Here is a 25,981-nt window from a genome sequence, read left to right on the forward strand (position 1 = left end):
GGTTAAGTGTTCTTTAACCAAGCGGGCGCGGTTCGGGCATACGCCCGATTTCCGCACGGTTCGCAGCTCTTTGATGGCAAGCCCGCGCGGCTGGCGAGCACAGGCAAATGTCAGTCGCGGAAGAAAAGTGATTCGGCCTCGGCGTCGAGTGCGTCGAGCCGGTCCTGCACGCGGGCGAGGCCCCGTGCCGTTTCCTGCAGACGTGCCGTGAAGTCCTGCTGCACCCGGCGCGCGAGGTCCGGAAACTCCTGCAGGATACGGCGGAACAGCGAGCGGCGAATGAGAATGACGCGGGTGCGTTCGTTGACCACCGCGCGGTTGGTGCGCTCGGTATCGACCATCAGCGCCAGTTCGCCGATCAGCGTGCCCGGCCCCGCGCGGCCGATCGGCTCGTCATTGGGCCCGAACAGCTCGAGCGCGCCCGAAACCACCACATAGGCCGAGTCGGCGCGATCGCCCTGTTCATACAGCACCGAGCCGGCGCTCAGGTCGCGGTCTTCCGCCCCGAAGGCGAGCAGCCGCAACTGATCGTCGGCGAAATCCTCGAACAGAGAAACCCGCTGCAGAGCACTGATGTCGTCATTGAGGCTCATGCGCCCGCCCGATCCCGAAAGTCTTATGGAACGAGCTTATACCCGCCCGCTTCGGTTACGAGAAGCTCCGCGTTCGACGGATCCGCCTCGATCTTTTGCCGCAGCCGGTAGATGTGCGTTTCGAGCGTGTGCGTGGTGACGCCCGAATTGTAGCCCCACACCTCATGCAGCAGCACGTCGCGCGTCACCGGCTTCTCGCCGGCGCGGTAGAGAAACTTCAGGATCGAGGTTTCCTTCTCGGTCAGCCGGATCTTGGCGCCGCGCTCGTTGAGCAGCAGCTTCGCGCTCGGCCGAAACGTGTAGGGACCGATGGAAAAGGTCGCGTCCTCGCTCTGCTCGTACTGCCGCAGATGGGCGCGCAGCCGCGCCAGCAACACCGCGAACTTGAACGGCTTGACCACATAGTCGTTGGCGCCGGCCTCAAGGCCGAGAATGGTATCGGAATCCGTGTCGTGTCCGGTCAGCATGATGATCGGCGCGGTGAAGCCGCCCTTGCGCAGCACCTTGACCGCCTCGCGCCCGTCCATGTCGGGCAGGCCGACATCCATCAGCAACAGATCGATGTGCTCGCCGCGCGCCATCTGGATGCCCTTGGTGGCGGTCGGCGCCTGCACGGTATCGAATTCCTCGTACAGCGAAAGTTGCTCGACGAGAGCACCGCGCAAATCGTCGTCATCGTCGATAATCAGGATCTTGCGCGCGGTCATTCTCGTCCCCAGCCCTTGGTTAAATCGATTTGCCGTTTCGTCATTCTCAATGAAACAGCTTCCAGTGCGAATATAGTTGGGTCTTTAACGCCTTAAATGCGAGTGTTGAAAGATGCCGCGTTTGTCGAACGCGGTCAAATCAGCTTCACAAACAGGTGAGCGCATCGTGTCCCGCAATCTGAGGCAGCAGGCTTACAGCATCCCCGACACCACGACCCGGGTTATCCGTGTGCGCACGCTGTCGGCGGCCGCCAGAACGGGCTGGCTGACACTCGGGCCGCTGCGCTTCCCCTGCGCCATCGGCCGGAACGGCATCACGAGACGAGGCCGAGAAGGCGACTGGGCAACGCCGGCCGGACGCTATCGCCTGCTCGCCGTCTTCTACCGCGCCGACCGTGGGTCCCGCCCCCGTACGCTATTGCCGGTTCGCGCGACCCGGCCCGACGACGGCTGGTGCGATGCGCCGGGCGACCGCAACTACAATAGCCACGTCCGCCGCCCCTACCCAGCCTCGAGCGAAACCCTGTGGCGCGACGACTGCCTCTACGACATCTCGGTGGTACTCGATCACAACCAGCGCCCGCGCAAACGCAACGACGGCAGCGCCATCTTCTTTCATGTCGCCAAGCCCGGATTTCCGCCGACGGCGGGCTGCATTGCCATCTCCGCGCCGGCAATGCGTTGCATCCTTGCCGCAGCAGGCCGCGATTGCGTCATCGAAATCGGCTGAATGCCGCGCAATATCGCCGGTCCCACTGGCAATCGGCGCGGGTTTCCGCCATATAGAGGCGAGAAATTCCTACGAACGGAACAAGCGCAGATGACGCGGCCGCTTTCTTTTTTGAAGATGAACGGGCTCGGCAACGACTTCGTCGTTATCGATGTGCGCCGCGCGCCCATGCGCCTCGACCGCGACACGATCCGCGCCATCGCCGACCGTGAGGGCGGCATCGGCTGCGACCAGTTCATCACCATCGAGACCTCGCCGGTCGGTGTCGACGCCTTCATGCGCATCGACAACGCCGATGGCAGTGAGGTTGCCGCCTGCGGCAACGCCACCCGCTGCATCGGCCATCTGCTGATGGAAGAAACCGGCAAGGACGCCGTCACCATCCAGACCCGCGCCGGCCTCTTGATCGCGCGCCGCTCGGACAACGGCATGGTTTCGGTCGACATGGGAATGCCGAAGTTCGGCTGGCAGGACATTCCGCTTGCCGAAGAATTCCGCGACACCCGCGCGATCGAGCTGCAGATCGGCCCGATCGACGCGCCGACCCTGCATTCGCCGTCGGTGGTCAATGTCGGCAACCCGCATGCGATCTTCTGGGTCGACAACGACGTCGAGAGCTACGAGCTGGAACGTTCCGGCCCGGTGCTCGAACAGCACCCGATCTTCCCCGAGGGCGCCAACATCTCGCTGGCTCAGGTCACCGCGCCCGACGCGCTGACGCTGAAGGTCTGGGAGCGCGGCGTCGGCCTGACCCGCGCCTGCGGCACCGCCGCCTGCGCCGCCGCCGTTGCCGCCGCTCGCACCAGGCGCACCGGCCGCACCGTCACCGTGACGCTGCCCGGCGGGCCGCTGATCATCGAGTGGCGCGAGGCGGACGACCACATCATCATGACCGGCCCGATCGAGACCGAGTTTTCCGGCACCATCGATCTCGACACGCTGACCTGGCAAAAGGCGGCGTGACCCTGGCATGGCTATCGATTTCCTGACCTTCGGCTGCCGGCTGAACACCTACGAATCCGAGGTGATGCGCCGCGAGGCCGCTGCCGCCGGCATCGACAACGCCGTCGTCGTCAACACCTGCGCGGTGACGGCCGAGGCCGTGCGTCAGGCGCGCCAGGCAATCCGGCGCGCCAAGCGCGCCAACCCGGACGCCCGCATTCTCGTCACCGGCTGCGCCGCGCAGACCGAGCCCGCCACTTTCGCCGACATGGACGAAGTCGATCTTGTGCTCGGCAATCAGGAAAAGCTGGAAGCGGCAAGCTGGCAAAAGATCGCCGACTTCGGCCTCGACGCCGAGGAAAAGGTCCGCGTCGGCGACATCATGGCGGTGCGCGAGACGGCGGCCCATCTGGTCGACGGACTCGAAGGCCGCGCCCGCGCCTTCGTCCAGGTCCAGAACGGCTGCGACCACCGCTGCACTTTCTGCATCATTCCCTATGGCCGCGGGCCCTCGCGCTCGGTGCCGATGGGCGCCGCCATCGCCGAGATCCGCCGCCTGGTCGAAAACGGCTACAACGAGATCGTGCTGACGGGCGTCGACCTGACCAGCTACGGCCACGACCTGCCCGGCGCGCCGAGCCTCGGGTCGCTCACCCGCCGCATCCTGCGCAACGTGCCGGAGCTGCGCCGGCTGCGCCTGTCGTCGATCGATTCCATCGAGGCCGACGACGCGCTGATCCGCGCCTTTGCCGAGGAAGACCGGCTGATGCCGCATCTCCACCTCTCGCTGCAGGCCGGCGACAACATGATCCTCAAGCGCATGAAGCGCCGCCACAGCCGCGAGGACTCAATTCGTTTCTGTGAGGATATGCGCCGGCTGCGCCCGGACATGGTGTTCGGCGCCGACCTCATCGCCGGCTTCCCCACCGAGACCGACACCATGTTCGCCAACAGCGTCGATCTGGTCGAGGCCTGTGGCCTGACCTTCCTGCACGTCTTCCCGTATTCGCCGCGCCCCGGCACGCCGGCAGCGCGCATGCCGCAGCTTCCGCGCCAGCTCATCAAGGACCGCGCCGCGCTGCTGCGCGAGGCCGGCAACGCCGCCTTCGAACGACACCTGACCGGCGAAGTCGGCCGCAAGCGCAGCGTGCTCATCGAGCGCGACGGCCTCGGCCGCACCGAACATTTCACCGAGACAAGCCTTGTCGGCGGCACACCGGGCGACATCGTCCCCGTCACCATCGTCGGCCACACCCATAGCCAGTTGTTGGCGCAGGCGGCCTGACGACCGCGCGCCGGAGGACCCATGGCGGAAGAAAAGAAACGCGGCCTGTTCAAGCGCCTGTTCGGCGGCAAGGGCGAGGAAACCGCGACCCCTGAAGAGCAGCTCGAAGAGCGCGTCATCGAGCAGGCGGAAGCTCCGACGGAGACCGCGCCCGAGGAGACGATCCCCGAGCCGGTCGAGGCGGAAACCGCAGAGCCTGAATCGCCCGCACCCGTCGATGAGGCTCCGGCGGAGGAAGCTCTCGCCGAAGCGGCACCCGATGTCGAAGAGCCGGCAGCAGAACCCGAAGCCGAACCCGCTCCAGCCGAAGAGCCTGCGGAAGAGCCGAAGGCGGAAAAGGTTTCCTGGTTCCAGCGCCTGAAGAAGGGCCTCGGCCGCTCGTCGCACGCGCTGACCGACGGCATCAGCTCCATCTTTCGTAAACGGAAGCTCGATGACGAGACGCTTGAGGAGCTGGAAGACATCCTCATCCAGTCCGACCTTGGCGTCGAAACCGCGATGGCGATCACCGAGCGCCTCGCCGATGGCCGCTACGACAAGGAAATCTCCGACGAGGAAGTCCGCAAGGTGCTCGCCGAAGAGGTCGAGGCGGTGCTCGAACCGGTCGCGCAGCCGCTCACCGTCGATGCCGGCCACGCGCCGCATGTGATCCTCGTCGTCGGCGTCAACGGCACCGGCAAGACAACCACCATCGGCAAGCTCGCCGCGAAGTTCCGCGCGCAAGGCCACAAGGTGATGCTGGCCGCCGGCGACACCTTCCGCGCCGCGGCCATCGAGCAGCTGAAGATCTGGGGCGACCGGGTCGGCGCGCCGGTGATTTCGCGCGATGCCGGATCCGACGCCGCCGGCCTTGTCTTCGACGCCATGCGCGAGGCCAAGGAAACCCCGACCGACGTCCTTCTGATCGACACCGCCGGACGGCTGCAGAACAAGGCCGAGCTGATGGCCGAGCTCGAAAAAGTCGTGCGCGTCATCAGGAAGCACGACGAGACCGCGCCGCACAGCGTGCTTTTGACGCTTGATGCCACCACCGGGCAGAACGCGCTCAATCAGGTCGAGATCTTCCGCGACAAGGCCGGCGTCACCGGGCTTGCCATGACCAAGCTCGACGGCACCGCGCGCGGCGGCATCCTCGTCGCCATCGCCGCCAAGCACAAGCTGCCGGTGCATTTCATCGGCGTCGGCGAAGGGGTCGACGACCTCGAACCCTTCGATGCCGGCGACTTCGCCAAGGCCATCGCCGGTTTCGCCGAATAAACACGAGCACCGAAAGCGCCATGACCGACCAGACCAACCGCGCCACGCCGTCGTCCGGCTTCAAGTTCCTCCTGGACTTCGGCCCGCTCGTCGTCTTCTTCGCCACCTACATGCTGGCGAGCCCCGTCACCATCGGCGGCGAGACCTACAAACCGCTGGTCGTCGCCGGCGTCGTGCTTGCCGTGCTGACCGTCATCGCGCTCGCCGTCTCCTATGTGCGCTACAAGCACATCCCGACCATGCCGGCGGTGTCCGGCGTCCTCGTCGTCTTCTTCGTCACCCTGTCGGTGATCCTCAACGACGCGACCTTCTTCAAGATCAAGCCGACCATCGTCTATTGCCTGTTCGCGGTCGCGCTGCTCGGCGGCCTCGCCTTTGGCAAATACTTCCTCGCCAAGCTGTTCGATGGCGCCTTTCACCTCGACGAGGCGGGCTGGCGAAAGCTGACGCTGCGCTGGGGCCTGTTCTTCCTCGTCATGGCCGTCGTCAACGAAGCCGTCTGGCGCAATTTCTCTGAGGAAAGCTGGGTCACCTTCAAGACCTTCGGCTTCCTGCCGCTCACCGTCATCTTCGCCATCGCCCAGGTCCCGCTGATGCAGAAGCACGCGGTCGAGCAGGAAGAGGAAGACGGCGCAGAAGGCTGAGCGGCGTCCGCACGCTGATTGTTCGAGCCGAGCAACGATCCTCCGGTCAAGCCGGAGGATGACGATATGTCGGGATGCCTCCTCAACTGTTCCGCAAAATCCGCGTCGCAAGTCCGGGAAGCAGGCAGTCGAGCCAGCGCAGCACCCGGGTCTTTCCGACCCAGACGATATCGCGGCCACGGCGCAGCCCACTCAGAACATCGGCCGCCGCCGCGTCGGCCGAGATTTTCTTGCCCGACCGCCCCGCCGTCATGGCCGTGTCCACATAGGACATCACAACGTCGATCATCCGCACCGTCGGCGCGGCATCCTCGCAGCGGAAGCGCAGGCTGCGCGTCAGGTTGCGCAACCCCGCCTTGGTCGCGCAATAGACCGGCGCGGTGCGCTTCGGCACGATGGCAAGACCCGACGTGATGTTGACCACCGCCGCCTCGTCCTGACGCGCCAGAACCGGCATAAGCCCGAGCGACAGCAGTGCCGGCGCCGTCAGGTTGAGTTCCACTTCGGCGCGCATCTGATCGGCAAGACCGGCATCGCCGAGCCCCGTCGCCGGTAAATTCACCTGCATCCCGGCATTGTTGACGAGCAGCGCCAGATCGGGCCAGCGCTCAGCCACCTCCTCGATGAGCCGCACCTGATCGCCCGGCCGCGAGAGATCGGCGGCGATGGCCTCGGCATCCGGCAGTGTGGCCGCGACGGCCTCGGCGCGGGCCAGATCGCGCCCGCTCAGGATCACCTTCGCGCCTTCCGCCGCCAGCGCCCGCGCGATGGCGAGCCCGATGCCGGCGGTGCCGCCCGTGACAAGCGCTCGTTTTCCGTCAAGCCGCATGGTCTTTCCTCCGGGTGATCCGCCAGACGGTCGCCGGCGGGAAGTTGCGATAGGTGTGACCGACCCGCTGCGTCCGAAGGCCGAGCCGAGCGAGTACGGACGGCGCGATCGGGCAGCGCGGGCCGTAGGTGAACTGGTTGAGCGCCGCGCCGTCGCGCAGCAGCGCGAAACAGCCGGCGAGGATCCCGAGAACCTGGCCCTTCGGCATCGAAAGCAGCGGCAGACCGCTGATCGCCGCGCCATGCAGCCGCGGCCCGGTCTCATTCAGCCGGTGCAGCTGTCCGGCATCCATGTTGTGCACCCGCGCGGCGGGAAAGCGGTCGCTCATCAGCGCGGCGAAGTCCGGCCCCGCCTCGATCAGGGTCAGATCGGCCTCGGCGACACCTCGCTGCAGGAGCGCACGGGTGAACACCCCGGTGCCGGGACCGAGTTCCAGAAGCGGACCGCTGTCCGGCCCGATCCCCGTGGTGATGAGGCCGGCCAAGCTTTCGCTCGAGGGGATGAGCGAGGCGACGCGCAGCGGTGCGCCGAGCCAGGCCCGAAAGAAAAGAAGCGTGTCTGTCATCAGGTTCTTCATTGCGTTGAGTGAGGATGCAGCTATGATGCGAGCAATTGCTCACATTGAAAAATCGCATTCCATGACCGCACCCAATTCCACCGTCAACGTCCGAAAACAGCCGCGGCAGGCGCGCTCGCAGGCGACCGTCGCGGCAATCCTTGAGGCTGCTGCTCGCATTCTGGAAACCGACGGCCTGCCCGCTTTCACCACCAATGCGGTCGCGGAGCGGGCCGGAGTGAGCATAGGCAGCCTCTACCAGTACTTCCCGGCGCGCGAAGCGCTGCTGGCAACATTGATCCGCAACAAGCGCGAAGGCCTGCTCGCCGCGCTTGAAGAAGCGACACACCAACCTCAGAGCGACGACCTGTCAGCTTTGGTTGCAGCACTGGTGCGGGCTGGGATCGCCCATTGGCGGAGATATCCGGGCCTGACCCGCAGCCTCAGCTACGCCGAGGCGCTGTTGCCGATGAACACCGAGACATTGGAGTTGAAGCGGCGGATCCTGACGGTCATCGCGGATGCGCTCGCCCGCCACGGGATGAACAATCCGGCGGAAGCCGCGCGCGATCTGGCGGCGCTCACCTATGGCATGACGGACGCGACCGGCGCGTTCGGCCCGAGCGATCCGGAAACGCTGGAGGCGCGGATCGTTCGCGCAGCTATCGGTTATCTCGGCGACGACAGGGATATCGGAGCGGCCTGACCGCGAACTGCCGAGCCCGGCTTGGGGCCTACCGAAGGCTGTCCATGATCAGCACGAGAAGGGCCTCCTCGCCGACAGCCTCGTAGGAATGCGCGACGTCGCCGGGATAGCGGAAATAGTCCCCCGGCCCGAGATCGACCAGCTCGTCGAGCGGCCCCACACTTACCTTGCCATGACACACCAGCGCGTGCTCGAGCGTACCCTGCGGATGCGGATCGGCGCGCCGCACCGCGCCCGGCAGCAAACGGATGCGATAGATATCGCGCCGCCGATCCGGTGGGCATTTGTCGAGCAGAACAGTGGAAAACTCCGACTGACCGGACGCCAGGCCCACCCCCTCGCCGGCCCGGACAAGCTGGCTGCGCGACGACGCGCCCTCAAACAGAGAGCTGAAGGGAATGTCGAGCGCCACCGCAATCGCCCAGAGCGTCTCGACATTTGGATTGCCCTTTCCCGATTCGAGCTGAGAAAGCGTCGATTTGGCCAGATTGGCTTTGGCGGCAAGCGCGGAAAGGCTCATCTGCGCAAGCTCCCGCTCGCGCCGGATGGCCGCTGCAATAATGGCATTTGGCGTCATATCGTTCGTTTTAAACTTTCATCGTTCGTCTTGACGAACATCTCCCATTCGTTCATTATATCGAACATCGTTTCATCAATCCAGTGCAAGCCAATGTCTCATCAAGCGCTCCCGTTGCCAATCTCCCAGCCGCAGGAGTTTCGAAGCGGCTTCCGCGACATCATTCCGCTCTCCTTCGGGGTTGCGATCTATGGCGCGGCCTTTGGGCTTCTCGCGGCGCAGCAAGGCATGGACGCGCCGACGACCGGCATCATGGGAGGCCTCGTGTTTGCCGGCGCGTCCCAGATCGTCGCGATGGAACGCCTGGGCGCAGGCGTCGGGCTGACCATCGCCGTGATCGCAGGCCTGGCGCTCAATCTGCGCGTGCTGCTGATGACCGCATCGCTGCGCAGCGAATTCGCCGGCCGGCCGCTCTGGCAGATCCTGCTCGGGGTTCACCTGACGACGGATGAGAATTGGGTATTGATGCACGCGACCCGCACCGCCGGACGGCCTGCCGGCTACTGGTTTCTGCTTGGCGGCGGGGTCAACCTGTTCGTGGTCTGGGTCGCCTCGACGGCAGCGGGCGCCGCCTTCGCCAGCGCCCTTCCCGATCTGGCCTCGCTCGGCATGGACTTCGCCTTCACGGCCGCCTTCATCCTGCTTCTGACCGGGCTGTGGCGCGGACGGCAGGACCTGTCGCCCTGGATCATCTCGGCCGTCACGGCAGGCGGCATCGCCCTGACCCTGCCGGTCGATCCGTCCTGGGGGCTGATTGCAGGCGCGATCGCGGGCGCGAGCTTTGCGGCGGTACGACATCATGGATGACCACACGCTTCTCATTGCCGGACTCGCGGCCGGCACGTACGCGATCCGCCTCGGGGGCTATCTGCTCGGCTCCGCCCTTCCGTCCGAGGGGCCGACAGCAAGCGCGTTGTCCGCCTTGCCCGGCAGCCTCATCGCGGCCCTTCTCACCGTCATCGTCGTTCAGGCCGGACCGGCCGAATGGGGCGCGGCGGCGATCTCGCTGGCGGTTGCCCTGTGGACCCGCAGTCTTCCAATCACAATGCTTGTCGGCGTCGCCGCCGTTTGGCTGCTACGCACTCTCGCTTAGACTGGCTGTTCGCCAACAGGACGGCCCGCTATGTCGCGAGATCGGTCTTGCTGCCGCAGGAGGGCGCAGGCGGCGCGGCCCCGTATGGGTTTGCAGCCGGAACAGGGGACGCCGTGGGGCCCGGCTCTTGTTCGTCAACGACATCGTAGAGCGTGAGCGGTTCTTCGCCCGTTGCGACCGCGGTCGCGGCCGCTTCCCCGCTCTCGGGCGCTGCGGGCTGTGCGATGTGTTCGGCAAGGTCTGGAGCCTCCGCGGAACCGGAGCCAACAGCCGGGTTGGAATCGCTCACAAGCAGCATCGCGGGATCGTCGCCCACCTCCGCTCCTGCCGGCTCTGCGTCCGCCGCACCTTCATCCTCGACGGCAGCCGTCCAGGCATGATCGGAGCGAATGGCAACGGGCGCGACATGGTCGAGCACCCTGTGGCCGACATCGGCATAGCTGGGGCCAGCCGGCTGCGGCGCGCGATGTTCCTCGCCATCGCCGAAAGCGTCCTCGGTCGCGGTATCGACCAGCACCGACGCGTCCTCGTCTTCACGCGCGGTTTCTTCGTCCTGCGATTTGCCATGACGCTGCCGGCGCTCCGGGTCCTTGCCGACCAGGCGACGGAACAGGCTGTTCACAACCGTACTCGGCGGCGCGATCGTCTGCATGGGCGCGGCCTCCTGGCAACGCTGGGACAATTCGCACGCCTTATCGAGGCGCCTGAAATGCCCCGCCTCTTTGTCGGCGCGCGCTCTCTGCCGAGAGGGCGCGCCAGGCGCATTCTGCGCGGCGAAGATTAACAGAATCTGCGTTGATTATGGTTAACAAATGGTTAATGCGAAATGTTCGCCGAAACAAAGAAAGTCATTTGAATAAACGTCTTCATGATTTCCGCACAAGTGACTGACACGGCGGAAAGAAACAGCGCGCTTGTTCGAGGCCTAGACTTGCACGAATGGTCGCCACCTCGCGGCCACCCGCGCAAACGAAAAGGGCGCCGCGATGTCGCGACGCCCTCTTGCAATGCGTGTCGGGCAAAGCCCTCAGTGATTACGCCACGAGGTTGCGCAGCACGTAGTGCAGGATGCCGCCATTGTGGAAATAATCGAGCTCGTCGAGCGTATCGATGCGGCACAGCAGCGGCACGGTCTTCTTGCCGCCATCCGCATAGGTGATCTCCGCATCGAGCATCTGGCGCGGCTTGAGGTCGGCGCCAAGCCCCTTGATGGAGACCGTCTCGGCACCGGTGATGCCGAGCGATTCCCACGAGGTGCCTTCCTCGAAGACGAGCGGCAGAACGCCCATGCCGATCAGGTTCGAGCGGTGGATGCGCTCGAAGGACTGCGCGATGACGGCGCGAACGCCGAGCAGACGCGTGCCCTTGGCCGCCCAGTCGCGCGACGAACCGGTGCCGTATTCCTTGCCGGCGAAGACCACCAGCGGCACGCCCTCTTCGCGATACTTCATCGCCGCGGTGTAGATCGGCATGGTCTCGCCCGACGGCTGATGCTGCGTCACACCGCCCTCGATGCCCTGCACCATCTGGTTCTTGATGCGGATATTGGCGAAGGTGCCACGCATCATGATCTCGTGGTTGCCGCGCCGCGAGCCATAGGAGTTGTAATCCTTCTGGCTGACCTGATGCTCGCTGAGATACGAGCCCGCCGGGCTGTCGGCCTTGATCGCACCGGCCGGCGAGATGTGGTCGGTGGTGATCGAGTCGAGGAACAGGCCAAGCACCCGCGCATTTTCGATGTCGGTGACCGGGCTCGGCTCCATCGACATCTCTTCGAAATAGGGCGGATTGCGCACGTAGGTCGACGACAGCGGCCAATCGTAGGTCAGCGAACCCTCGACCTTGATCTTCTGCCAGTTCTTGTCGCCCTCGAACACGTTGCCGTAGCGCTCCTTGAACATCTTCTTGGAGATCGACTTGCGCACGAGGTCGGCGATTTCCTTGGTCGTCGGCCAGATGTCCTTCAGGTAGACCGGCTCGCCGTCCTTGGTGTAGCCGACCGGATCCTTGGTCAGGTTGATCTTCATCGAACCGGCCAGCGCATAGGCGACCACCAGCGGCGGCGAGGCGAGGTAGTTCGCCCGCACATCCTGGTTGACGCGGCCCTCGAAGTTGCGGTTGCCCGACAGCACCGAACAGGCGACCAGATCGTTCTGGTTGATCGCCGCCGAGATCGGACCCGGCAGGGGGCCGGAATTGCCGATACAGGTGGTGCAGCCATAACCGACCAGGTTGAAGCCGAGCGCGTTGAGATCTTCCTGCAGGCCGGCCTTCTCAAGGTAGTCGGTGACCACCTGCGAGCCCGGCGCCAGCGAGGTCTTGACCCACGGCTTGACCGAAAGGCCCTTCTTCAGCGCATTGCGGGCGACGAGGCCGGCACCGATCAACACGCTCGGGTTCGAGGTATTGGTGCACGAGGTGATCGCCGCGATGACCACGTCGCCATTGCCGAGATCGTGGTCCGCGCCCTCAACCGGCGCCCGCTTGTCGAGCTCCTCGAGCTTGCTCCACTCCTTCTCCATGGCGAGGGCGAAGGATTCCGGCGCTTCGGAAAGCGCGATGCGGTCCTGCGGACGCTTCGGACCGGCGATCGACGGCACGACGCTGTCGAGGTCGAGTTCCAGCGTGTCGGTGAAGACCGGGTCTTCCGACTTGGTGGTGCGGTAGAGGCCCTGCTTCTTGGCATAGGCTTCGACCAGCTCGACGCGGCTGTCCTTACGGCCGGTGTCGTTGAGATAGTCGATCGCCTCGGCGTCCACCGGGAAGAAGCCACAGGTCGCGCCATATTCCGGCGCCATGTTGGCGATCGTCGCGCGGTCTTCCAGGCTCATGTTGGAGAGGCCCGGGCCGAAGAACTCGACGAACTTGCCGACAACGCCCTTCTTGCGCAGCATCTCGACGATGGTCAGCACCAGGTCGGTGGCGGTAACGCCTTCGGTCAGCTTGCCGGTCAGGCGGAAGCCGATGACTTCCGGAATCAGCATCGAGATCGGCTGACCGAGCATGGCCGCTTCCGCTTCGATGCCGCCGACGCCCCAGCCGAGAACGGCAAGGCCGTTGACCATGGTGGTGTGCGAGTCGGTGCCGACCAGCGTGTCCGGATAGGCGACCTCGACTGTTTCCTTGCCGTTCTTGGTCTTGCGCTTGTCCTTGCGGGTCCACACGGTCTGGGCGAGGTACTCCAGGTTCACCTGGTGGCAGATGCCGGTTCCCGGCGGCACGACGCGGAAGTTGTCGAACGCTTCCTGGCCCCAGCGCAGGAACTCGTAACGCTCTGCGTTGCGCTCATATTCCAGATCGACATTGGCCTTAAAGGCGGTCTCGGTGCCGAATTTGTCGACCATCACCGAGTGGTCGATGACGAGATCGACCGGCACCAGCGGATTGATCTTTTCCGGATCGCCACCGAGCTTCACCGTCGCGTCGCGCATCGCAGCAAGGTCGACGACCGCCGGCACACCGGTGAAGTCCTGCATCAGCACGCGCGCCGGGCGGAAGGCGATCTCTCGGTCCGAGCGGCGATCCTTCAGCCATTCGGCCATCGCCTTGATATCCTCGGCGGTCACCGTGCGGCCGTCTTCGTTGCGCAGCAGGTTTTCCAGCAGGACCTTCAGCGAGAAGGGCAGCCGGGAAATGCCGTCGAGGCCGTTCTTCTCGGCCTCCTTGAGGTCGTAATACTCGTATTCTTTCTTACCGACCTTGAGTGTCTTGCGAGACTTGAAACTGTCGAGCGACGGTTTGGTCATGTGTTGACGATCCCCTCTTTCGCGGTGCGGCCGGTTTGCGTGCGTGGGACACGACACGTTGCGGCCTGAAGCGGTATCCGGTATCGGTGATGCCGGTGTTCGTAGTCGTCCAGTGCGCTACCGCAATATCAGCCAGGGAATTGGCTGCCGCGACAGCACAGATTGCGAGCCGTATAGCGAATTTTGCACTGCGAAGCCAGACGAACAAAAGTCTTGCCAGCTCCGCGCACCCAACATACCCACCCGGGACGCGCACACCCCATTGGCGGGATCGAACAGACCACCGGACCCGGCCGGGTCCGCCAAGAGGCAAGGTCGGGGCGCGGGTCCCGGAAAACGGTGATGACCACGCTCACTTTAGAAGGAAAAGGCCTGATTTGCGAACGCGGCGGCCGGCGCGTCTTCACCGACGTCGATTTCTCCGTCTCGAGCGGCGAAGCGCTGGTCGTGACCGGCCCGAACGGCGCCGGCAAATCGAGCCTGTTGCGCACCATCACCGGTCTGGTCAAACAGGTCGAGGGAACACTGACCCTGCACGGCGGCGACCCCGAGCTTTCCGTCGGCGCCCAGTGCCACTATTTCGGCCACGAGAATGCGCTGAAGCTGCAGCTCACCGTCACCGAGAATGTTGATTTCTGGCACCGCTATTATGGCGACACCGGCACCAGCGTGGCTGAAGCGCTCGAAACCGTACGCCTCGCCCAGCTGAGCCATTTGCCGGCCGCGGTTTTGTCCGCTGGCCAGCGCCGCCGTCTTTCGCTTGCCCGCCTGATCGTCTCGCGCCGCCCCGTCTGGCTGCTCGACGAGCCGACGGCTGCGCTCGATGCCGCCAGCGAAAAGCGGCTCGGAGAACTCATGACATCGCATCTGCTCGATGACGGCATCGTCATCGCCGTTACCCACAGCAATCTGCCGCTGGCCGAAACGAAATCCCTCAAGCTCGGCGAGGTGCGGCCATGATGAGCGCCATGTCGGCCCTGTTCGTGCGCGAGATCCGCCTTGCCGTGCGCGTCGGCGGCGGCGCGCTGATGGGCGTGCTGTTCTTCCTCACCGTGGTGACGGTCATTCCCTTCGGCATCGGCCCCGACCTCAAGCTTCTCGCCCGCATCGGCCCGGCCATCCTGTGGATCGGCGCCCTGCTCGCCACCCTGCTCGGCCTCGACCGGCTGTTTCAGACCGAGCGTGAGGACGGCACCCTCGATCTCATCCTGCTCGGGGAGCACCCGCTCGAACTGGTCGTCTTCGTCAAGGCGATGGCGCACTGGGTGGCGACCGGCCTGCCGCTGGTGCTTGCCGCCCCGATCCTGGCAATCTTCGTCAATCTTGAACCGCTGGCGATCGGCGCCGTCGTCGTCACGCTTGCTGTCGGCACCCCGGCGCTCACCCTGGTCGGCGCGATCGGCGCAGCGCTCACCGTATCGCTGAGGCGTGGCGGCGTGCTTCTGGCGATCCTCGTTCTGCCGCTGACGATCCCGGTGCTTATCTTCGGCGTTTCCGCCGCCAACGCGGCGATCACCCAGCCGACGCCGTTCCTGACGCCGTTCCTCTTCATGTGCGCCCTGTCGCTGATGTCGGCAGTCCTCGGACCCGTTGCGGCGGCCGCGGCCCTGCGCTTGGCAGCGGAATAGCCCTGTCAAGCAGTCCGCACCGGCTGAACATCGGTGCGGGGCGGCCCCGAAATCACCCTATTGTCGCCCCGTTTCGGCCCCGCTCAGGCCGAACTTCGCCGACCTGATTGACCCCGCAAACTTCATTGCTACGGGGTCAGACGAATGAAACGCACAATTTCCCTTGGCTGCCTGACAGCGCTCGTCATCGCGGCAGGCACGCCCGCAACGCTCGCATCCGAGCAATCCACACCGGCACCGAAGCCGGCGCAGGCTTCACAAGATATGGGCGTCCAGAACGTTCCCGAGCCGGAACGGCCAGCAGCCGTCCGCAAGGCCGAACCAGTCGCGAAGGAAAGCGAAGCGGAAACGCCGGTGGTTGAAGCTGAAGACAGCGGCTCGGCCGAACCTAAAAAGGTTGCCTCCGCCAAACCTCAAGCTGCCGCCGCAGCACCCGCCGCCAAGCCCGCGACGAACACCGCGAAAAATACCGAGGGCGCCGTCATCTTCCATGACGACGGCGGCAAGTACTGCATTGGTGGCACCGCCTGCGCACGCTATTGCGCCAGCGACGACCGCGCCTGCACGGCAAAGTTCAGCTACGTCGTCACCCTCGACGCACCGGCCTATATCGACACCATTCAGGTCAACGCCCATGACGATATCGGCAAGAGCAAACGCTCCAAACTCGTCGTCAAGGTCAACGGCAAGACCCTCGACGAAAAGCCGGTCTACCGCCTCGGCTCCGCGATCGGCCTGAAAGCCGGCGTCGTCGGCCAAACCATCACCATCGAATCCGCGCACCAGTACAACGGCTTCCTGCGCGGCGGCGACGAGGCGATGATCTGGGACATCTTAGTCTTCGGCGGCCGCGGTTGATCAACGACAAGTCAGAGCACCGCGCCCACGCGGCAGAGGTTGACGATAGTGTCGCAGGGTGGTGGACAGCGCAGGCAAACGACATAATTTGACCGAGGTCATGGGCTTCTAAGGCTCAGGACTTATTAATCCTGCCATTGTGCGGGAGCGGACTTGTTCGCTGACAAGGCGGGGAGCCGCCGGAAACCGTCCGGTTTTCAAGGCTGCCTCACATCGTTCAGCGGGAAAATGCGCCCCGCCCTTCGGGTTTGGCTGACGCGGCCAGACAGGATGCGCAGGATTAATAGGTTCCGGGCCTAGCCCTTTTCGTTGAGAAACCGGAAAACCATCGGTACAAATGGCGCCATGACTGACACCACCGCCTCAACCAGCCGCCTTTGGGCACTCGCAAACCCGACCCGTTTCCTGGGTTTCGTGGATCGCCTGCTGCCGTGGCTCATCGGCCTGACGGTCGTCACTTTCGTCGTCGGACTGTATCTGTCGTTCTTCTACGCGCCGGCGGACTACCAGCAGGGCAACACCGTGCGGATCATGTTCATCCATGTTCCCGCCGCCTGGCTCGCCATGTTCGCCTATACGATGATGTCGATCTCCTCGGTCGGCCTCCTCGTGTGGAAGCACCCGCTCGCCGATGTTTCGGCCAAGAGTGCCGCGCCGGTCGGTGCGGCCTTCACATTCCTGTCGCTGATCACCGGCTCGCTCTGGGGCAAGCCGATGTGGGGCACCTGGTGGGAATGGGACGCCCGCATGACCTCGGTGTTGATCCTGTTCATCATGTATCTCGGCCTGATTGCGCTGTGGCGCTCGATCGAGGATCCGATCCGCGCCGGCAAGGCCGCCGCCGTGCTCGTCCTCGTCGGCTTCGTCAACATCCCGATCATCAAGTTCTCGGTCGAATGGTGGAACACGCTGCACCAACCGGCCAGCGTCATGCGCCTCGACGGCCCGACGATCCATCACACCATCCTCATCCCGTTGCTCGCCATGGCCATTGCGTTCACGCTCCTGTTCACGGTGTTGCATCTGATGGTGATGCGCAACGAGATCCTGCGCCGCCGTATTCGCACGCTGCGCATGCTCGAAGCCTCCAACGCCGGAGCGGAGTGACCGCCATGTTCGAACTCGGCCGCCACGCCGGCTTTATCATCGCCTCCTACGGCATCGCGCTTGCGGTGGTGATCGCGCTGATCGTCTGGATCCGCGTCGACTATGGCATCCAGCGCCGCCTGCTCGCCGAGCTTGAGGCCCGCGGCATGCGCCGCCGTTCCGACCATCGTGACGAGAAACACTCATGAGCGACAGCAACGACGAACCGACGGGCGGCGAAGACACCCCGCGCAAAGGCCCTTCGCTGCTGGTACTGCTGCCGCTGGTGATCTTCGCCGGCATGGTGGCGCTGTTTTTCTACCAGCTCAGTGCCGGCCGCGATCCCTCGATCCTGCCGTCCGCGCTGATCCACAAGCAGGCGCCGCAGTTCGACCTCGGCCCGCTTCCGGGCGTCACACTGAACGGCAAGGAAGTCCCCGGCCTCAAGCGCGCCGATCTCGACGGCAAGGTGACGCTGTTGAACTTCTGGGCCTCGTGGTGCGTGCCCTGCCGTCAGGAACACCCGATCCTGCTTGAACTGCAGAAGGACAGCCGCTTCCAGCTCGTCGGCATCAATGTCCGCGACAGCGAAACCGCCGCCCGCGGTTATCTCGTCGACCACGAGAACCCGTTCGAGCGCATCGGCTTCGACACGACCTATCGTTCGGCGATCGAGTTCGGCGTCACCGGCCAGCCGGAAACTTTCATCATCGACAAGTTCGGCTGCATCCGCCACAAGCAGATCGGACCGCTCTACACCAAGCTGTTGAACGACACGGTGCTGCCGCTGATCGACAAGGCGCTTGGCGAGACGGAACCGGCCGAGGGCTGCACGCCGCCCACATCCGCCGGTTCATGACCGACGGCACCGACGACCCTCTCGGCAATTTCATCCGCGCCGTTCCCGACGGCGACAATATCGAGCGGGCCGTCTGCCGCGATTGCGGCTTTGTCGCCTATGAAAACCCGAAAATCGTCGTCGGTTCGGTCGTTCGCGCCGGCGGACAAATCCTGATGTGCCGTCGCGCCATCGAACCGGCCTACGGTCTGTGGACGCTGCCCGCCGGCTATCTCGAACTCAACGAAACGCCCGAGGACGGCGCCCGGCGCGAGGCCATCGAGGAAGCGAGCGCCGACATTCGCATCGACCGCCTGCTCGCGGTCTACACCGTGCCGCGCATCTCGCAGGTCCAGTTGATCTATCGCGCGACACTGCTCGGCCCCATTGCCCCAGGCCCCGAAAGCCTCGAAGTCGCGCTGTTCGATGAAGCCGATATCCCGTGGGACGAAATCGCCTTCCCGACAGTCCACTGGGCGCTTGGCCACGATGCCGAGGTGCTGGCCGGCGCCGCAGTTGCCCCATTCGGCAACCCGCCCGGCGCGACCGGCGACGTGATGCCGAAACGGTGATCGGCCCTCACCCCAACGTGAGTGGTTCGTGATTGTTTCGTTCGATACTATTCTGCGCTAGACAGGTGCCGTGCGGCACCAATCCAGTGACCTCGGGACCAAAATGCAGATTCGTTTCGGTATCTTCGCCAGCGGCTTGCTCGCCCTCTCGGCCCTGATGATGGCGCAGCAGAGCGCACACGCCGCCGCAAAAGCCGTGGTCGAACTGTTCACCAGTCAGGGCTGTTCGAGCTGCCCGCCGGCCGACAAGCTCGCCGGCAAGCTCGCCGAAGACAATGACCTGATCGTCCTTACCCTGCCGGTCGATTACTGGGATTATCTCGGCTGGAAGGACACGCTTGCGAACGGCAAGTTCAGCGCCCGCCAGAAAGCCTATGCGCAAAGCCGTGGCGACACCGCGATCTACACACCGCAAATGGTGGTCAACGGCCGCGAACACGTCATCGGAAGCGACAAAAACGCTGTCGAAATTTCGGTAACCCGCCAGATCAACCGCTTTCATGGCCTGCCGGTCGCCGTGACCATGACGACCAAGGACGACGCCATCGTCATCGACGTCGCCGGAGCGGACGACGCACCCGACACCGCCACCGTCTGGCTCGCGACGCTCGACAAGACGCGCAGCGTGGAAATCAAGCGGGGCGAAAACCGCGGCCTCACCGCCACCTACTTCAACGTCGTCCACGAACTTCAGCCGGTTGGCATGTGGAAAGGCCGCGCCGAGCGGTTCGAACTGCCGCGTAACGAAATCCTCGACGCCGACAGCAACAAGGGCTGCGCCGTCATCGTCCAGATCGATCGCCGAGGCCTTCCCGGCGCGATTGTCGGCGCAGCGATGCTGCGCGACTGAGCGCAAGAGCCAGAGCGAAACGAGAAAGGCCGCCGAGTGTCCCCGGCGGCCTTTTTCTTGTCGAACGAAACCGACACGAAAATCCCGCTCGGTAGCGCTTTCCCAAAAAGTTGACAGACTTTTTGGACAAGAAAACGCGCGCTCAAAACCCGCACCGGTCAGCCCGCGCAGGCGGCCTCGATCAGCTTTGCCATCTCCTCGGCAAAGGCCGACGGATCGTCCGGCGCATCGCCGTCGAGAATGCGCGCAAGACCGAACAGCATCGACGGCGTCGCACCGAGATCGCCGCCGGCTGCCAGCTTGTCGGCCAGCACCTTGATGAGCCCGTGACGCGGATTTATCTCGAGCACCGGCGCCTGTTTGGCACCGCCCTCCTGCTGCGCCAGAAGCCGCTCGAGCTGACGGTCGGGGCCGAAATCCGCCGCCACAAGGCAGACCGGGCTCGCCGCGAGGCGTTCCGACACCCGTACATCGCCTGCCGTCTCGCCAAGCGCGGTCTTCAGCGCGGCAACAAGACCGGCAATGGCCGCTTCGTCGCCCGCCTCACCGGCCGGCGCATCTTCGCTGACCGGAATGGCGTCGAGATCGGCGGATCCTTGCGTGATCGAATGGAACGGCTTGCCGTCGAAACCAAGCGCGGTACGCACCCAGAAGGCATCGACCGGATCGGTCAGCAGCAGCACTTCGATATCGCGCGCCCGGAACCCTTCCAGATGCGGGCTCTTTTCAAGCGCCGCGCGGTCCTCTCCGACTGCATAGAAAAGCGCCGTCTGGTTCTCGCGCATATCGGTGACGATCTCGGCAAGCGTCCGCCAGCCGTCACCCTTGGTGGTCTGGAAGCGAGCCAACTTGAACAGCGCATCGCGCCGTGCCGGGTCCTCGTAGAGACCTTCCTTCAGCACCGCGCCGAAAGCCTCCCAGACCTTGGCATAGGCCTCGGCATCCTTCTCGGCGAGTTTTTCGAGTTCCGACAGAACGCGGTTGGTGACGCCCTTCCTGATCGAATCGAGAATCGGGTTGTCCTGCAGAAGTTCGCGCGAAAGATTGAGCGGCAGGTCATCGGAATCGATCACACCGCGCACGAAACGCAGCCACGGCGGCAGCAGCTCGACCTCGTCGCTGATGAACACGCGCCGCACATAGAGCCGCACCCGGCCCTTGCGGCTCGGATCGAACAGGTCGAACGGCTTGGTCGAGGGCACGAACAGCAGCACGGAGTATTCCTGCCGCCCTTCCGCCTTGTAGTGCAGCGTCAGCGCCGGCTCGTCATAGAGCCCGCCGACATGGCCGTAGAATTCCTTGTATTCCTCTTCCGTGACCGAGGAACGCGACTTGCGCCACAGCGCCGACCCGTCGGCGATCTGCTCCGGCTCTTCCGCGTCCTTGCGCATAAGCGTGATCGGCACCGGCACATGAGCCGAATAATCGCGCACGATCCGCTCGATGGTCGCATCCTCGGCATAGTCGAGCGCATCGTCCAGCAGATGCAGGATCACCCGCGTGCCGCGCGCCGGCGCAGCGTCGCCCTCGACCGCCTCGACCGTGAAAGTCCCCTTGCCATCCGAGCGCCACGACCAGGCGTCGCTCGATCCGGCGCGGCGGGAGATCACCTCAACCTCGGCCGCGACCATGAAGGAGGCATAGAAGCCGACACCGAACTGGCCGATGAAGGCGGTCCTGTCTTCGCTCTTCTCAAGACCCTCGAGGAAAGCGCCGGTGCCCGAGCGTGCGATCGTGCCGAGATTGGCGATAAGCTCTTCGTGGCTCATGCCGATACCGTTGTCGGCCACCGTCAGCGTCTTTTCCTCGACATTCGCCGAGACCGTGATGCCGAATTCGCTTTCGCCGGCGACAAGCGCCGGGTCGACCAGAGACAACTGGCGCAGCTTCTCGCAGGCATCTGCCGCGTTCGAGATCAGCTCGCGCAGGAAGATGTCCTTGTTCGAATAGACCGAATGCACCATCAGGTGCAGCAGGCGGGAAACCTCGGCCTCGAATTTATGCGCCTCCTGCGGACGCGATGTCGTATCCGTAGACGGACTCATTATCTCACCTGGACTTCTTGTGATTGACCAAAGGCCGGCGATCTGCCGGCGCCCCCTATATCGGCGAGAGCCCGGAGCGAATCAAGAGTCGCCAACAGTTTGCTCCGGCTTGCTGCGCGCGATCCGGCGCCGCAAGAGAGTGTCATTCAGGGGGAAATCGAGGCCAGAAACGAGTAGAGCGGCGAAATCGCCGCTCTACGTCAGGTGGCCCGGTTCTTTACAAGGCCCCGGGGGGCTGGGGGGCTGAATTGATCCGAAGCCTCGACCGAACCGGGCCGTCTGAGGCAACGATTGAATGGTGCCCGGCCAAAGTGGCCCGGGAAGGGCCTAAATTTGGCGAAACTGTGATTTTTTCCCTTGGCAGCGATAACCCGACGATCCCACGGGAATCGGAAAATTACATGCGGCCAACAGATTACACCTTCACCTGCGGCAGGCACATATCGCCTCGGGTCCGGTCGCAAGCGAATTTAGGGCAGTTCAACTCCCCCAATATCTCTTTTGCATATACAACTTAATATATATAATCTGACATTGTGTCCGCTTTAGTTGCAGGTCAAGTTCCCCGATGCACCGCCCGTTTTTTCCCAACGCGGTCCTTTGTACCGTTGCCCTGGCTCTTCTTTCGTTTCTCATCAGCGCTGGTCTCGGACATGCCGCCGATCCCAGAAAGGTCGCGCTGATAATCGGTAACGCGAACTACCGACACGTCGCAACGCTGCCCAATCCGCGCAACGACGCCGAGGATATTGCCGCCGCCCTCGCCCGCCTCGACTTCACCGTGACACGTGTCAGCGATATCGGCGTCGACGGCATGCGCGCCGCGCTGGCCGATTTCAGCGACGAGGCGGCGCGCGCGAACATGGCGGTCATCTTCTTCGCCGGTCACGGCGTCGAAATCGACAAACGAAACTATCTGATCCCCATTGACGCTCGTCTGGCGACCGACCGGCATGTCCGATTCGAAGCCATCGATCTCGATGATGTCGTCGCCACACTGGACGAGACGAAGGGCCTGCGGCTCGTCCTCGTCGATGCCTGTCGCAACAACCCGTTCATTCCGAAAATGAGGCTGACGTCGCGCACCCGCTCAATCGGCAGGGGCCTTTCCAATATCGACCCGAGCGAAGGTCTGCTGGTCGGCTTTGCCGCAAAGGCCGGCACCACCGCCGACGATGGCAAGGGTCGCAACAGCCCCTACACCGCCGCCCTGCTGTCGCACATCGAGCAGCCGGGCCTCGAGGTGCAATTCCTGTTCCGCAAGGTGCGGGATCACGTCATTGCCTCGACCAACGGCCGGCAGGAACCCCACACCTACGGCTCGCTACCGGGAACCCGCATCTTCCTCAAACCCGAGGCACCCATCATTCCGCCTGTAGCACATCCCTCGGCACCTGCGAAAACGCCGGTACCCGACACCACGTTTCAGCGCCGCGCCGAGCAGGCATTCTGGGATGCCATCAAGGATTCGACCGACGCCCGCGAATACGAAGCGTATCTGGTGCGATTCCCTGACGGGACCTTTTCACCACTTGCCAGGCTTCGCGCAGAAAAGCTGAGCGGCACCGCGACACGTGTAGCCAAACAGGCGCGGCTTGAAACACCGCCTCCGTCCGGTTCAGCCGACAAGCCTCCGGCAAAGGAAACACCCGACGTCAAACCGCAGCGGCCGCCGCCAGCCACACCCGTTGAGGAAAAAGCGCCCCATCCGACGGCGTTCATTCCCCCTGCGGCCCGCAAGGAATTTGCCGCCAGCCAAACTGAACGAACAAGCGAACCGGACCAGATGCAGCCCGGTATCTTCCGAGCCATCCAGAAGGAGCTGAAACGCCTCGGCTGCTATCGCGGCGCGATCGACGGCAAATGGGGACCGGGCAGCCGGCGGGCACTTGCCGGATACGCTACGCGAACCGCATCCCATTTCGCAGAACCCGACGGCCGCACATTGGCGGATGCGAAAAAGCGTAAAGGCACCGTCTGCCCGCTTGAATGCGCAATCGGCCAGATCGAGAAAAGCGGAAAATGCGTTGCGAAGCCGGCAAGCCGCTCGGCACAGCCCGACTCCGAGCCCACGGCGAAACTTCCGCTCGCGAAATGCCGCCTTCGCTGGAGCTCACAGGTACGAACGTCCGGTACAGCGCCCGCATATTTGAACCTGAAAGCGGATCACGCTTGTCGGCGGACCATTATCGGCCGAACCAGGAATGCCTATCTCGGCGCCGAGGTTTTGCGCCATGGCCCAAACGTTTCAATGAAAATGGCGGCAAAAAACAAGTTCATCGCCACCCCGAAACGGAGTTTCCGCGGCAACGACACCGCGACCGTCGTGCTGCATTTTCTTGACGGACAGAAACGAATTGACCTGACGCTAAATTTCCAGATTACCGTCGAATAGCACCGCGGGACGGGAAAGCGTCGACCAGCCTTTCACGCCCAGTAATGAAGCGCGTTTAAGGCCTTCCCTCTTGCATCCCGCCTCGGTCCCCGCGATCATGAACATTCGATGACGGATCGTCGCGCAGGAAGCCGCACGGCAGAGACCAAAAGGAGGCGCCAGGTGAGCGAAAGCGAAGCAAGTCGATCCGGGGCGGGCGAAGTGACCTCGCTGACTTCCCAGCCCCGCAACAACACGCCCCTCCCCGTCATGTTCAATCGCAAGGAACTTGGCGAAATTCTCAATATCTACGGGCGCAAGGTCGCCGCCGGCGAATGGCGCGATTACTCCATCGACCAACTCAAGGACCGCTGTGTCTTTTCCGTCTACCGCCGGACAAGCGAGTACCCCCTTTTCCGCATAGAGAAAGTTCCCCGCCTTGCCCGCAAACAGGGCGCATATAGCGTCGTTGCCACCGGCGGCACCATTCTCAAGCGAGGTCACGACCTGAAGCAGGTCATGCGTGTCTTCGAAAAACAACGGCTCTCCCTCGTGTGTTAAATACGAAGCAATTCCGCGGGTTAACGAACAAAACCATGCATGCAGAGCGCATGTAAGAGCGCCCTCAACTCGTCCATAAATCCAGCTTTAGCGATTTGACCTATTTCATGGAATCGTTGAGGCGGTCTCTGGAACTGGTATCGAACCGTTCAATATCGTCCTCGATATGCAGCCACGAAAGCCGATGCGACTCGTAGGAATGCTGCTCCGGAACGAGCTCCTCCGCCTGTTCGAGCACTCCGAGCGCGACAAAAACCTGCCCAGGCAGATAGTCGAACCGCCCGGCAAGTGGCGAACCGCACTGCGGACAAAACGTCCGCTCCACGCCATCGGCGCCGGGAGCGACACTCCCATCATTCGGTGAAAAGCTCACGGCGTCGGCCGCAAATGCGGCAAACGCCGCAACCGGAGCGCCAGTGAAACGTCGGCAATCGCGACAATGGCAATACGAGATCCGCGTGGGTGGTGCACTCGCACGTACAGTGCTCGCGCCGCAGTAGCAGCGTCCGGTAATGACCCCGTCTTCATGTTTGCGGGTAGCCGACATTGGCGGACTTCCTCCACGGATACAGGGCGAGCAACCCAAGAACCAGCGTCGCGAATGGGAGCTATGGGTGACGTCGGATGAACCGGCAACGATGCGCAGGAACCCCGGCACCGCTTGGCAATGACCCGCCGGCGGCGGAGAATTCACCCTAGCGTTGATCACGTACAGGCATCACCAGCCTGCCATCGAAAGCCCGAAAACGCAAAACGCCCCGCGTGCACGAAGCAACGCGGGGCGTTTTTACCAAATGTGGGAAACGGAAGAGAAACTCGTGTGAAGCATTACTGCATTTGGCAGGCCTGGCAGCGACTTACTCTCCCGCGTCTTAAGACGAAGTACCATCAGCGCTGAGGAGTTTAACGGCCGAGTTCGGAATGGGATCGGGTTCAGGCTCCTCGCTATAGCCACCAGGCCGGCGAAATGCAGTAAATCTGGTCGTGTCGATGATCGCGTTTTCGCGAACATTGGGAATGAGAGTAATCAAGCCGATCGAGCAATTAGTACCGGTAAGCTTCATGCGTTGCCGCACTTCCACACCCGGCCTATCAACGTGGTCGTCTTCCACGGCTCTCAAGGGAGAAATAGTTTCGAGGTGGGTTTCCCGCTTAGATGCTTTCAGCGGTTATCCCGACCGTACATAGCTACCCTGCTATGCGGCTGGCGCCACAACAGGTCCACCAGTGGTACGTCCATCCCGGTCCTCTCGTACTAGGGACAGATCCTCTCAATTCTCCTACACCCACGGCAGATAGGGACCGAACTGTCTCACGACGTTCTGAACCCAGCTCACGTACCGCTTTAATTGGCGAACAGCCAAACCCTTGGGACCTGCTCCAGCCCCAGGATGCGATGAGCCGACATCGAGGTGCCAAACAACCCCGTCGATATGGACTCTTGGGGGTCATCAGCCTGTTATCCCCGGCGTACCTTTTATCCGTTGAGCGATGGCCCTTCCAC

General features: G+C 63.7%; 27 protein-coding genes and 2 rRNA genes. 18 read left to right on the forward strand and 11 right to left on the reverse strand.

Going from position 1 to position 25,981, the window contains the following annotated elements:
• Window positions 1-110: 110 nt before the first annotated feature.
• Together C0606_15035 and C0606_15040 are read right to left on the reverse strand one after the other, a co-directional pair.
• Entirely contained in the window at window positions 111-593 is a 483-nt protein-coding gene (locus C0606_15035) for a hypothetical protein (protein ID PLX36585.1), read from the reverse strand.
• 23 nt (window positions 594-616) lie between these two features.
• Window positions 617-1,300, reverse strand: a complete 684-nt coding sequence (locus C0606_15040) for a DNA-binding response regulator (GenBank protein ID PLX36586.1) — start codon at window positions 1,298-1,300, stop codon at window positions 617-619.
• Window positions 1,301-1,412: 112 nt separating this feature from the next.
• On the opposite strand from C0606_15040, the gene C0606_15045 reads away from it, so the two are divergent.
• The 5 genes from C0606_15045 to C0606_15065 all read left to right on the forward strand — a co-directional run bounded on the left by C0606_15045 (window position 1,413) and on the right by C0606_15065 (window position 6,158).
• Complete coding sequence (locus tag C0606_15045; GenBank protein ID PLX36587.1) at window positions 1,413-2,030, forward strand: L,D-transpeptidase catalytic domain protein; 618 nt, start codon at window positions 1,413-1,415, stop codon at window positions 2,028-2,030.
• 117 nt (window positions 2,031-2,147) lie between these two features.
• Complete coding sequence (locus C0606_15050; protein ID PLX36625.1) at window positions 2,148-2,993, forward strand: diaminopimelate epimerase; 846 nt, start codon at window positions 2,148-2,150, stop codon at window positions 2,991-2,993.
• Window positions 2,994-3,000: 7 nt separating this feature from the next.
• On the forward strand, window positions 3,001-4,257 hold the full coding sequence (locus tag C0606_15055) for a tRNA (N(6)-L-threonylcarbamoyladenosine(37)-C(2))-methylthiotransferase MtaB (protein PLX36588.1): 1,257 nt from the start codon (window positions 3,001-3,003) through the stop codon (window positions 4,255-4,257).
• A gap of 21 nt (window positions 4,258-4,278) precedes the next feature.
• On the forward strand, window positions 4,279-5,514 hold the full coding sequence (locus C0606_15060; GenBank protein PLX36589.1) for a signal recognition particle-docking protein FtsY: 1,236 nt from the start codon (window positions 4,279-4,281) through the stop codon (window positions 5,512-5,514).
• A 20-nt stretch (window positions 5,515-5,534) separates the two neighbouring features.
• A complete protein-coding gene (locus C0606_15065; GenBank protein PLX36590.1) occupies window positions 5,535-6,158 on the forward strand; it encodes a septation protein A in 624 nt (207 codons plus the stop codon).
• Between the two features lie 82 nt (window positions 6,159-6,240).
• Here C0606_15065 and C0606_15070 read toward each other — a convergent pair whose 3' ends face one another.
• Both C0606_15070 and C0606_15075 read right to left on the reverse strand, forming a co-directional pair.
• A complete protein-coding gene (locus C0606_15070) occupies window positions 6,241-6,987 on the reverse strand; it encodes a hypothetical protein (GenBank protein PLX36591.1) in 747 nt (248 codons plus the stop codon).
• Entirely contained in the window at window positions 6,977-7,564 is a 588-nt protein-coding gene (locus C0606_15075) for an SAM-dependent methyltransferase (GenBank protein ID PLX36592.1), read from the reverse strand. The genes C0606_15070 and C0606_15075 overlap by 11 nt, the downstream gene beginning before the upstream one ends.
• 61 nt (window positions 7,565-7,625) lie before the next feature.
• On the opposite strand from C0606_15075, the gene C0606_15080 reads away from it, so the two are divergent.
• Window positions 7,626-8,249: a TetR/AcrR family transcriptional regulator gene (locus tag C0606_15080; protein ID PLX36593.1), complete on the forward strand. Its 624-nt coding sequence runs from the start codon at window positions 7,626-7,628 to the stop codon at window positions 8,247-8,249.
• Window positions 8,250-8,277: 28 nt separating this feature from the next.
• Here the strand turns inward: C0606_15080 and C0606_15085 are convergent, their stop codons facing one another.
• Window positions 8,278-8,826, reverse strand: a complete 549-nt coding sequence (locus C0606_15085; protein ID PLX36594.1) for a DNA-binding protein — start codon at window positions 8,824-8,826, stop codon at window positions 8,278-8,280.
• Window positions 8,827-8,919: 93 nt separating this feature from the next.
• On the opposite strand from C0606_15085, the gene C0606_15090 reads away from it, so the two are divergent.
• Window positions 8,920-9,633, forward strand: coding sequence for an AzlC family protein (locus C0606_15090; GenBank protein ID PLX36595.1), 714 nt, complete (start codon window positions 8,920-8,922; stop codon window positions 9,631-9,633).
• Complete coding sequence (locus tag C0606_15095) at window positions 9,626-9,919, forward strand: AzlD domain-containing protein (GenBank protein ID PLX36596.1); 294 nt, start codon at window positions 9,626-9,628, stop codon at window positions 9,917-9,919. The genes C0606_15090 and C0606_15095 overlap by 8 nt, the downstream gene beginning before the upstream one ends.
• Window positions 9,920-9,947: 28 nt before the next feature.
• Here the strand turns inward: C0606_15095 and C0606_15100 are convergent, their stop codons facing one another.
• Together C0606_15100 and acnA are read right to left on the reverse strand one after the other, a co-directional pair.
• On the reverse strand, window positions 9,948-10,571 hold the full coding sequence (locus C0606_15100) for a hypothetical protein (protein ID PLX36597.1): 624 nt from the start codon (window positions 10,569-10,571) through the stop codon (window positions 9,948-9,950).
• Window positions 10,572-10,953: 382 nt separating this feature from the next.
• Window positions 10,954-13,665, reverse strand: a complete 2,712-nt coding sequence (acnA, locus tag C0606_15105; protein PLX36598.1) for an aconitate hydratase AcnA — start codon at window positions 13,663-13,665, stop codon at window positions 10,954-10,956.
• Window positions 13,666-14,007: 342 nt separating this feature from the next.
• On the opposite strand from acnA, the gene ccmA reads away from it, so the two are divergent.
• The 8 genes from ccmA (at window position 14,008) to C0606_15145 (ending at window position 19,497) form a co-directional block, all read left to right on the forward strand.
• Complete coding sequence (gene ccmA / locus C0606_15110; protein PLX36599.1) at window positions 14,008-14,625, forward strand: heme ABC exporter ATP-binding protein CcmA; 618 nt, start codon at window positions 14,008-14,010, stop codon at window positions 14,623-14,625.
• An 8-nt stretch (window positions 14,626-14,633) separates the two neighbouring features.
• Complete coding sequence (gene ccmB / locus C0606_15115) at window positions 14,634-15,293, forward strand: heme exporter protein CcmB (GenBank protein ID PLX36626.1); 660 nt, start codon at window positions 14,634-14,636, stop codon at window positions 15,291-15,293.
• A gap of 264 nt (window positions 15,294-15,557) precedes the next feature.
• Complete coding sequence (locus C0606_15120) at window positions 15,558-16,151, forward strand: hypothetical protein (protein PLX36600.1); 594 nt, start codon at window positions 15,558-15,560, stop codon at window positions 16,149-16,151.
• A 345-nt stretch (window positions 16,152-16,496) separates the two neighbouring features.
• On the forward strand, window positions 16,497-17,258 hold the full coding sequence (locus C0606_15125; protein ID PLX36601.1) for a heme transporter HemC: 762 nt from the start codon (window positions 16,497-16,499) through the stop codon (window positions 17,256-17,258).
• Window positions 17,259-17,263: 5 nt separating this feature from the next.
• Entirely contained in the window at window positions 17,264-17,446 is a 183-nt protein-coding gene (gene ccmD / locus C0606_15130; GenBank protein ID PLX36627.1) for a heme exporter protein CcmD, read from the forward strand.
• Entirely contained in the window at window positions 17,443-18,096 is a 654-nt protein-coding gene (locus C0606_15135) for a DsbE family thiol:disulfide interchange protein (GenBank protein ID PLX36602.1), read from the forward strand. The genes ccmD and C0606_15135 overlap by 4 nt, the downstream gene beginning before the upstream one ends.
• Window positions 18,093-18,647: an NUDIX hydrolase gene (locus C0606_15140; GenBank protein PLX36603.1), complete on the forward strand. Its 555-nt coding sequence runs from the start codon at window positions 18,093-18,095 to the stop codon at window positions 18,645-18,647. The genes C0606_15135 and C0606_15140 overlap by 4 nt, the downstream gene beginning before the upstream one ends.
• Window positions 18,648-18,750: 103 nt before the next feature.
• On the forward strand, window positions 18,751-19,497 hold the full coding sequence (locus C0606_15145; protein PLX36604.1) for a DUF1223 domain-containing protein: 747 nt from the start codon (window positions 18,751-18,753) through the stop codon (window positions 19,495-19,497).
• 158 nt (window positions 19,498-19,655) lie between these two features.
• On the opposite strand, the gene C0606_15150 is transcribed toward C0606_15145, so the two are convergent.
• Window positions 19,656-21,542: a molecular chaperone HtpG gene (locus tag C0606_15150; protein PLX36605.1), complete on the reverse strand. Its 1,887-nt coding sequence runs from the start codon at window positions 21,540-21,542 to the stop codon at window positions 19,656-19,658.
• 568 nt (window positions 21,543-22,110) lie between these two features.
• Between C0606_15150 and C0606_15155 the strand changes: the two genes are divergently transcribed.
• Together C0606_15155 and C0606_15160 are read left to right on the forward strand one after the other, a co-directional pair.
• Window positions 22,111-23,937, forward strand: coding sequence for a hypothetical protein (locus tag C0606_15155; protein ID PLX36606.1), 1,827 nt, complete (start codon window positions 22,111-22,113; stop codon window positions 23,935-23,937).
• A gap of 108 nt (window positions 23,938-24,045) precedes the next feature.
• On the forward strand, window positions 24,046-24,477 hold the full coding sequence (locus C0606_15160; protein PLX36607.1) for a DUF2794 domain-containing protein: 432 nt from the start codon (window positions 24,046-24,048) through the stop codon (window positions 24,475-24,477).
• A gap of 100 nt (window positions 24,478-24,577) precedes the next feature.
• On the opposite strand, the gene C0606_15165 is transcribed toward C0606_15160, so the two are convergent.
• The 3 genes from C0606_15165 to C0606_15175 all read right to left on the reverse strand — a co-directional run.
• Entirely contained in the window at window positions 24,578-25,024 is a 447-nt protein-coding gene (locus C0606_15165) for an aldehyde-activating protein (GenBank protein ID PLX36608.1), read from the reverse strand.
• Window positions 25,025-25,321: 297 nt separating this feature from the next.
• Window positions 25,322-25,436: ribosomal RNA gene (gene rrf, locus C0606_15170) — 5S ribosomal RNA — on the reverse strand.
• A gap of 57 nt (window positions 25,437-25,493) precedes the next feature.
• Window positions 25,494-25,981: ribosomal RNA gene (locus tag C0606_15175) — 23S ribosomal RNA — on the reverse strand; the annotation flags it as partial.

The sequence above is a fragment of the Hyphomicrobiales bacterium genome (assembly GCA_002869065.1).
In the GTDB taxonomy this organism is placed as follows: domain Bacteria; phylum Pseudomonadota; class Alphaproteobacteria; order Rhizobiales; family Rhodobiaceae; genus Rhodobium.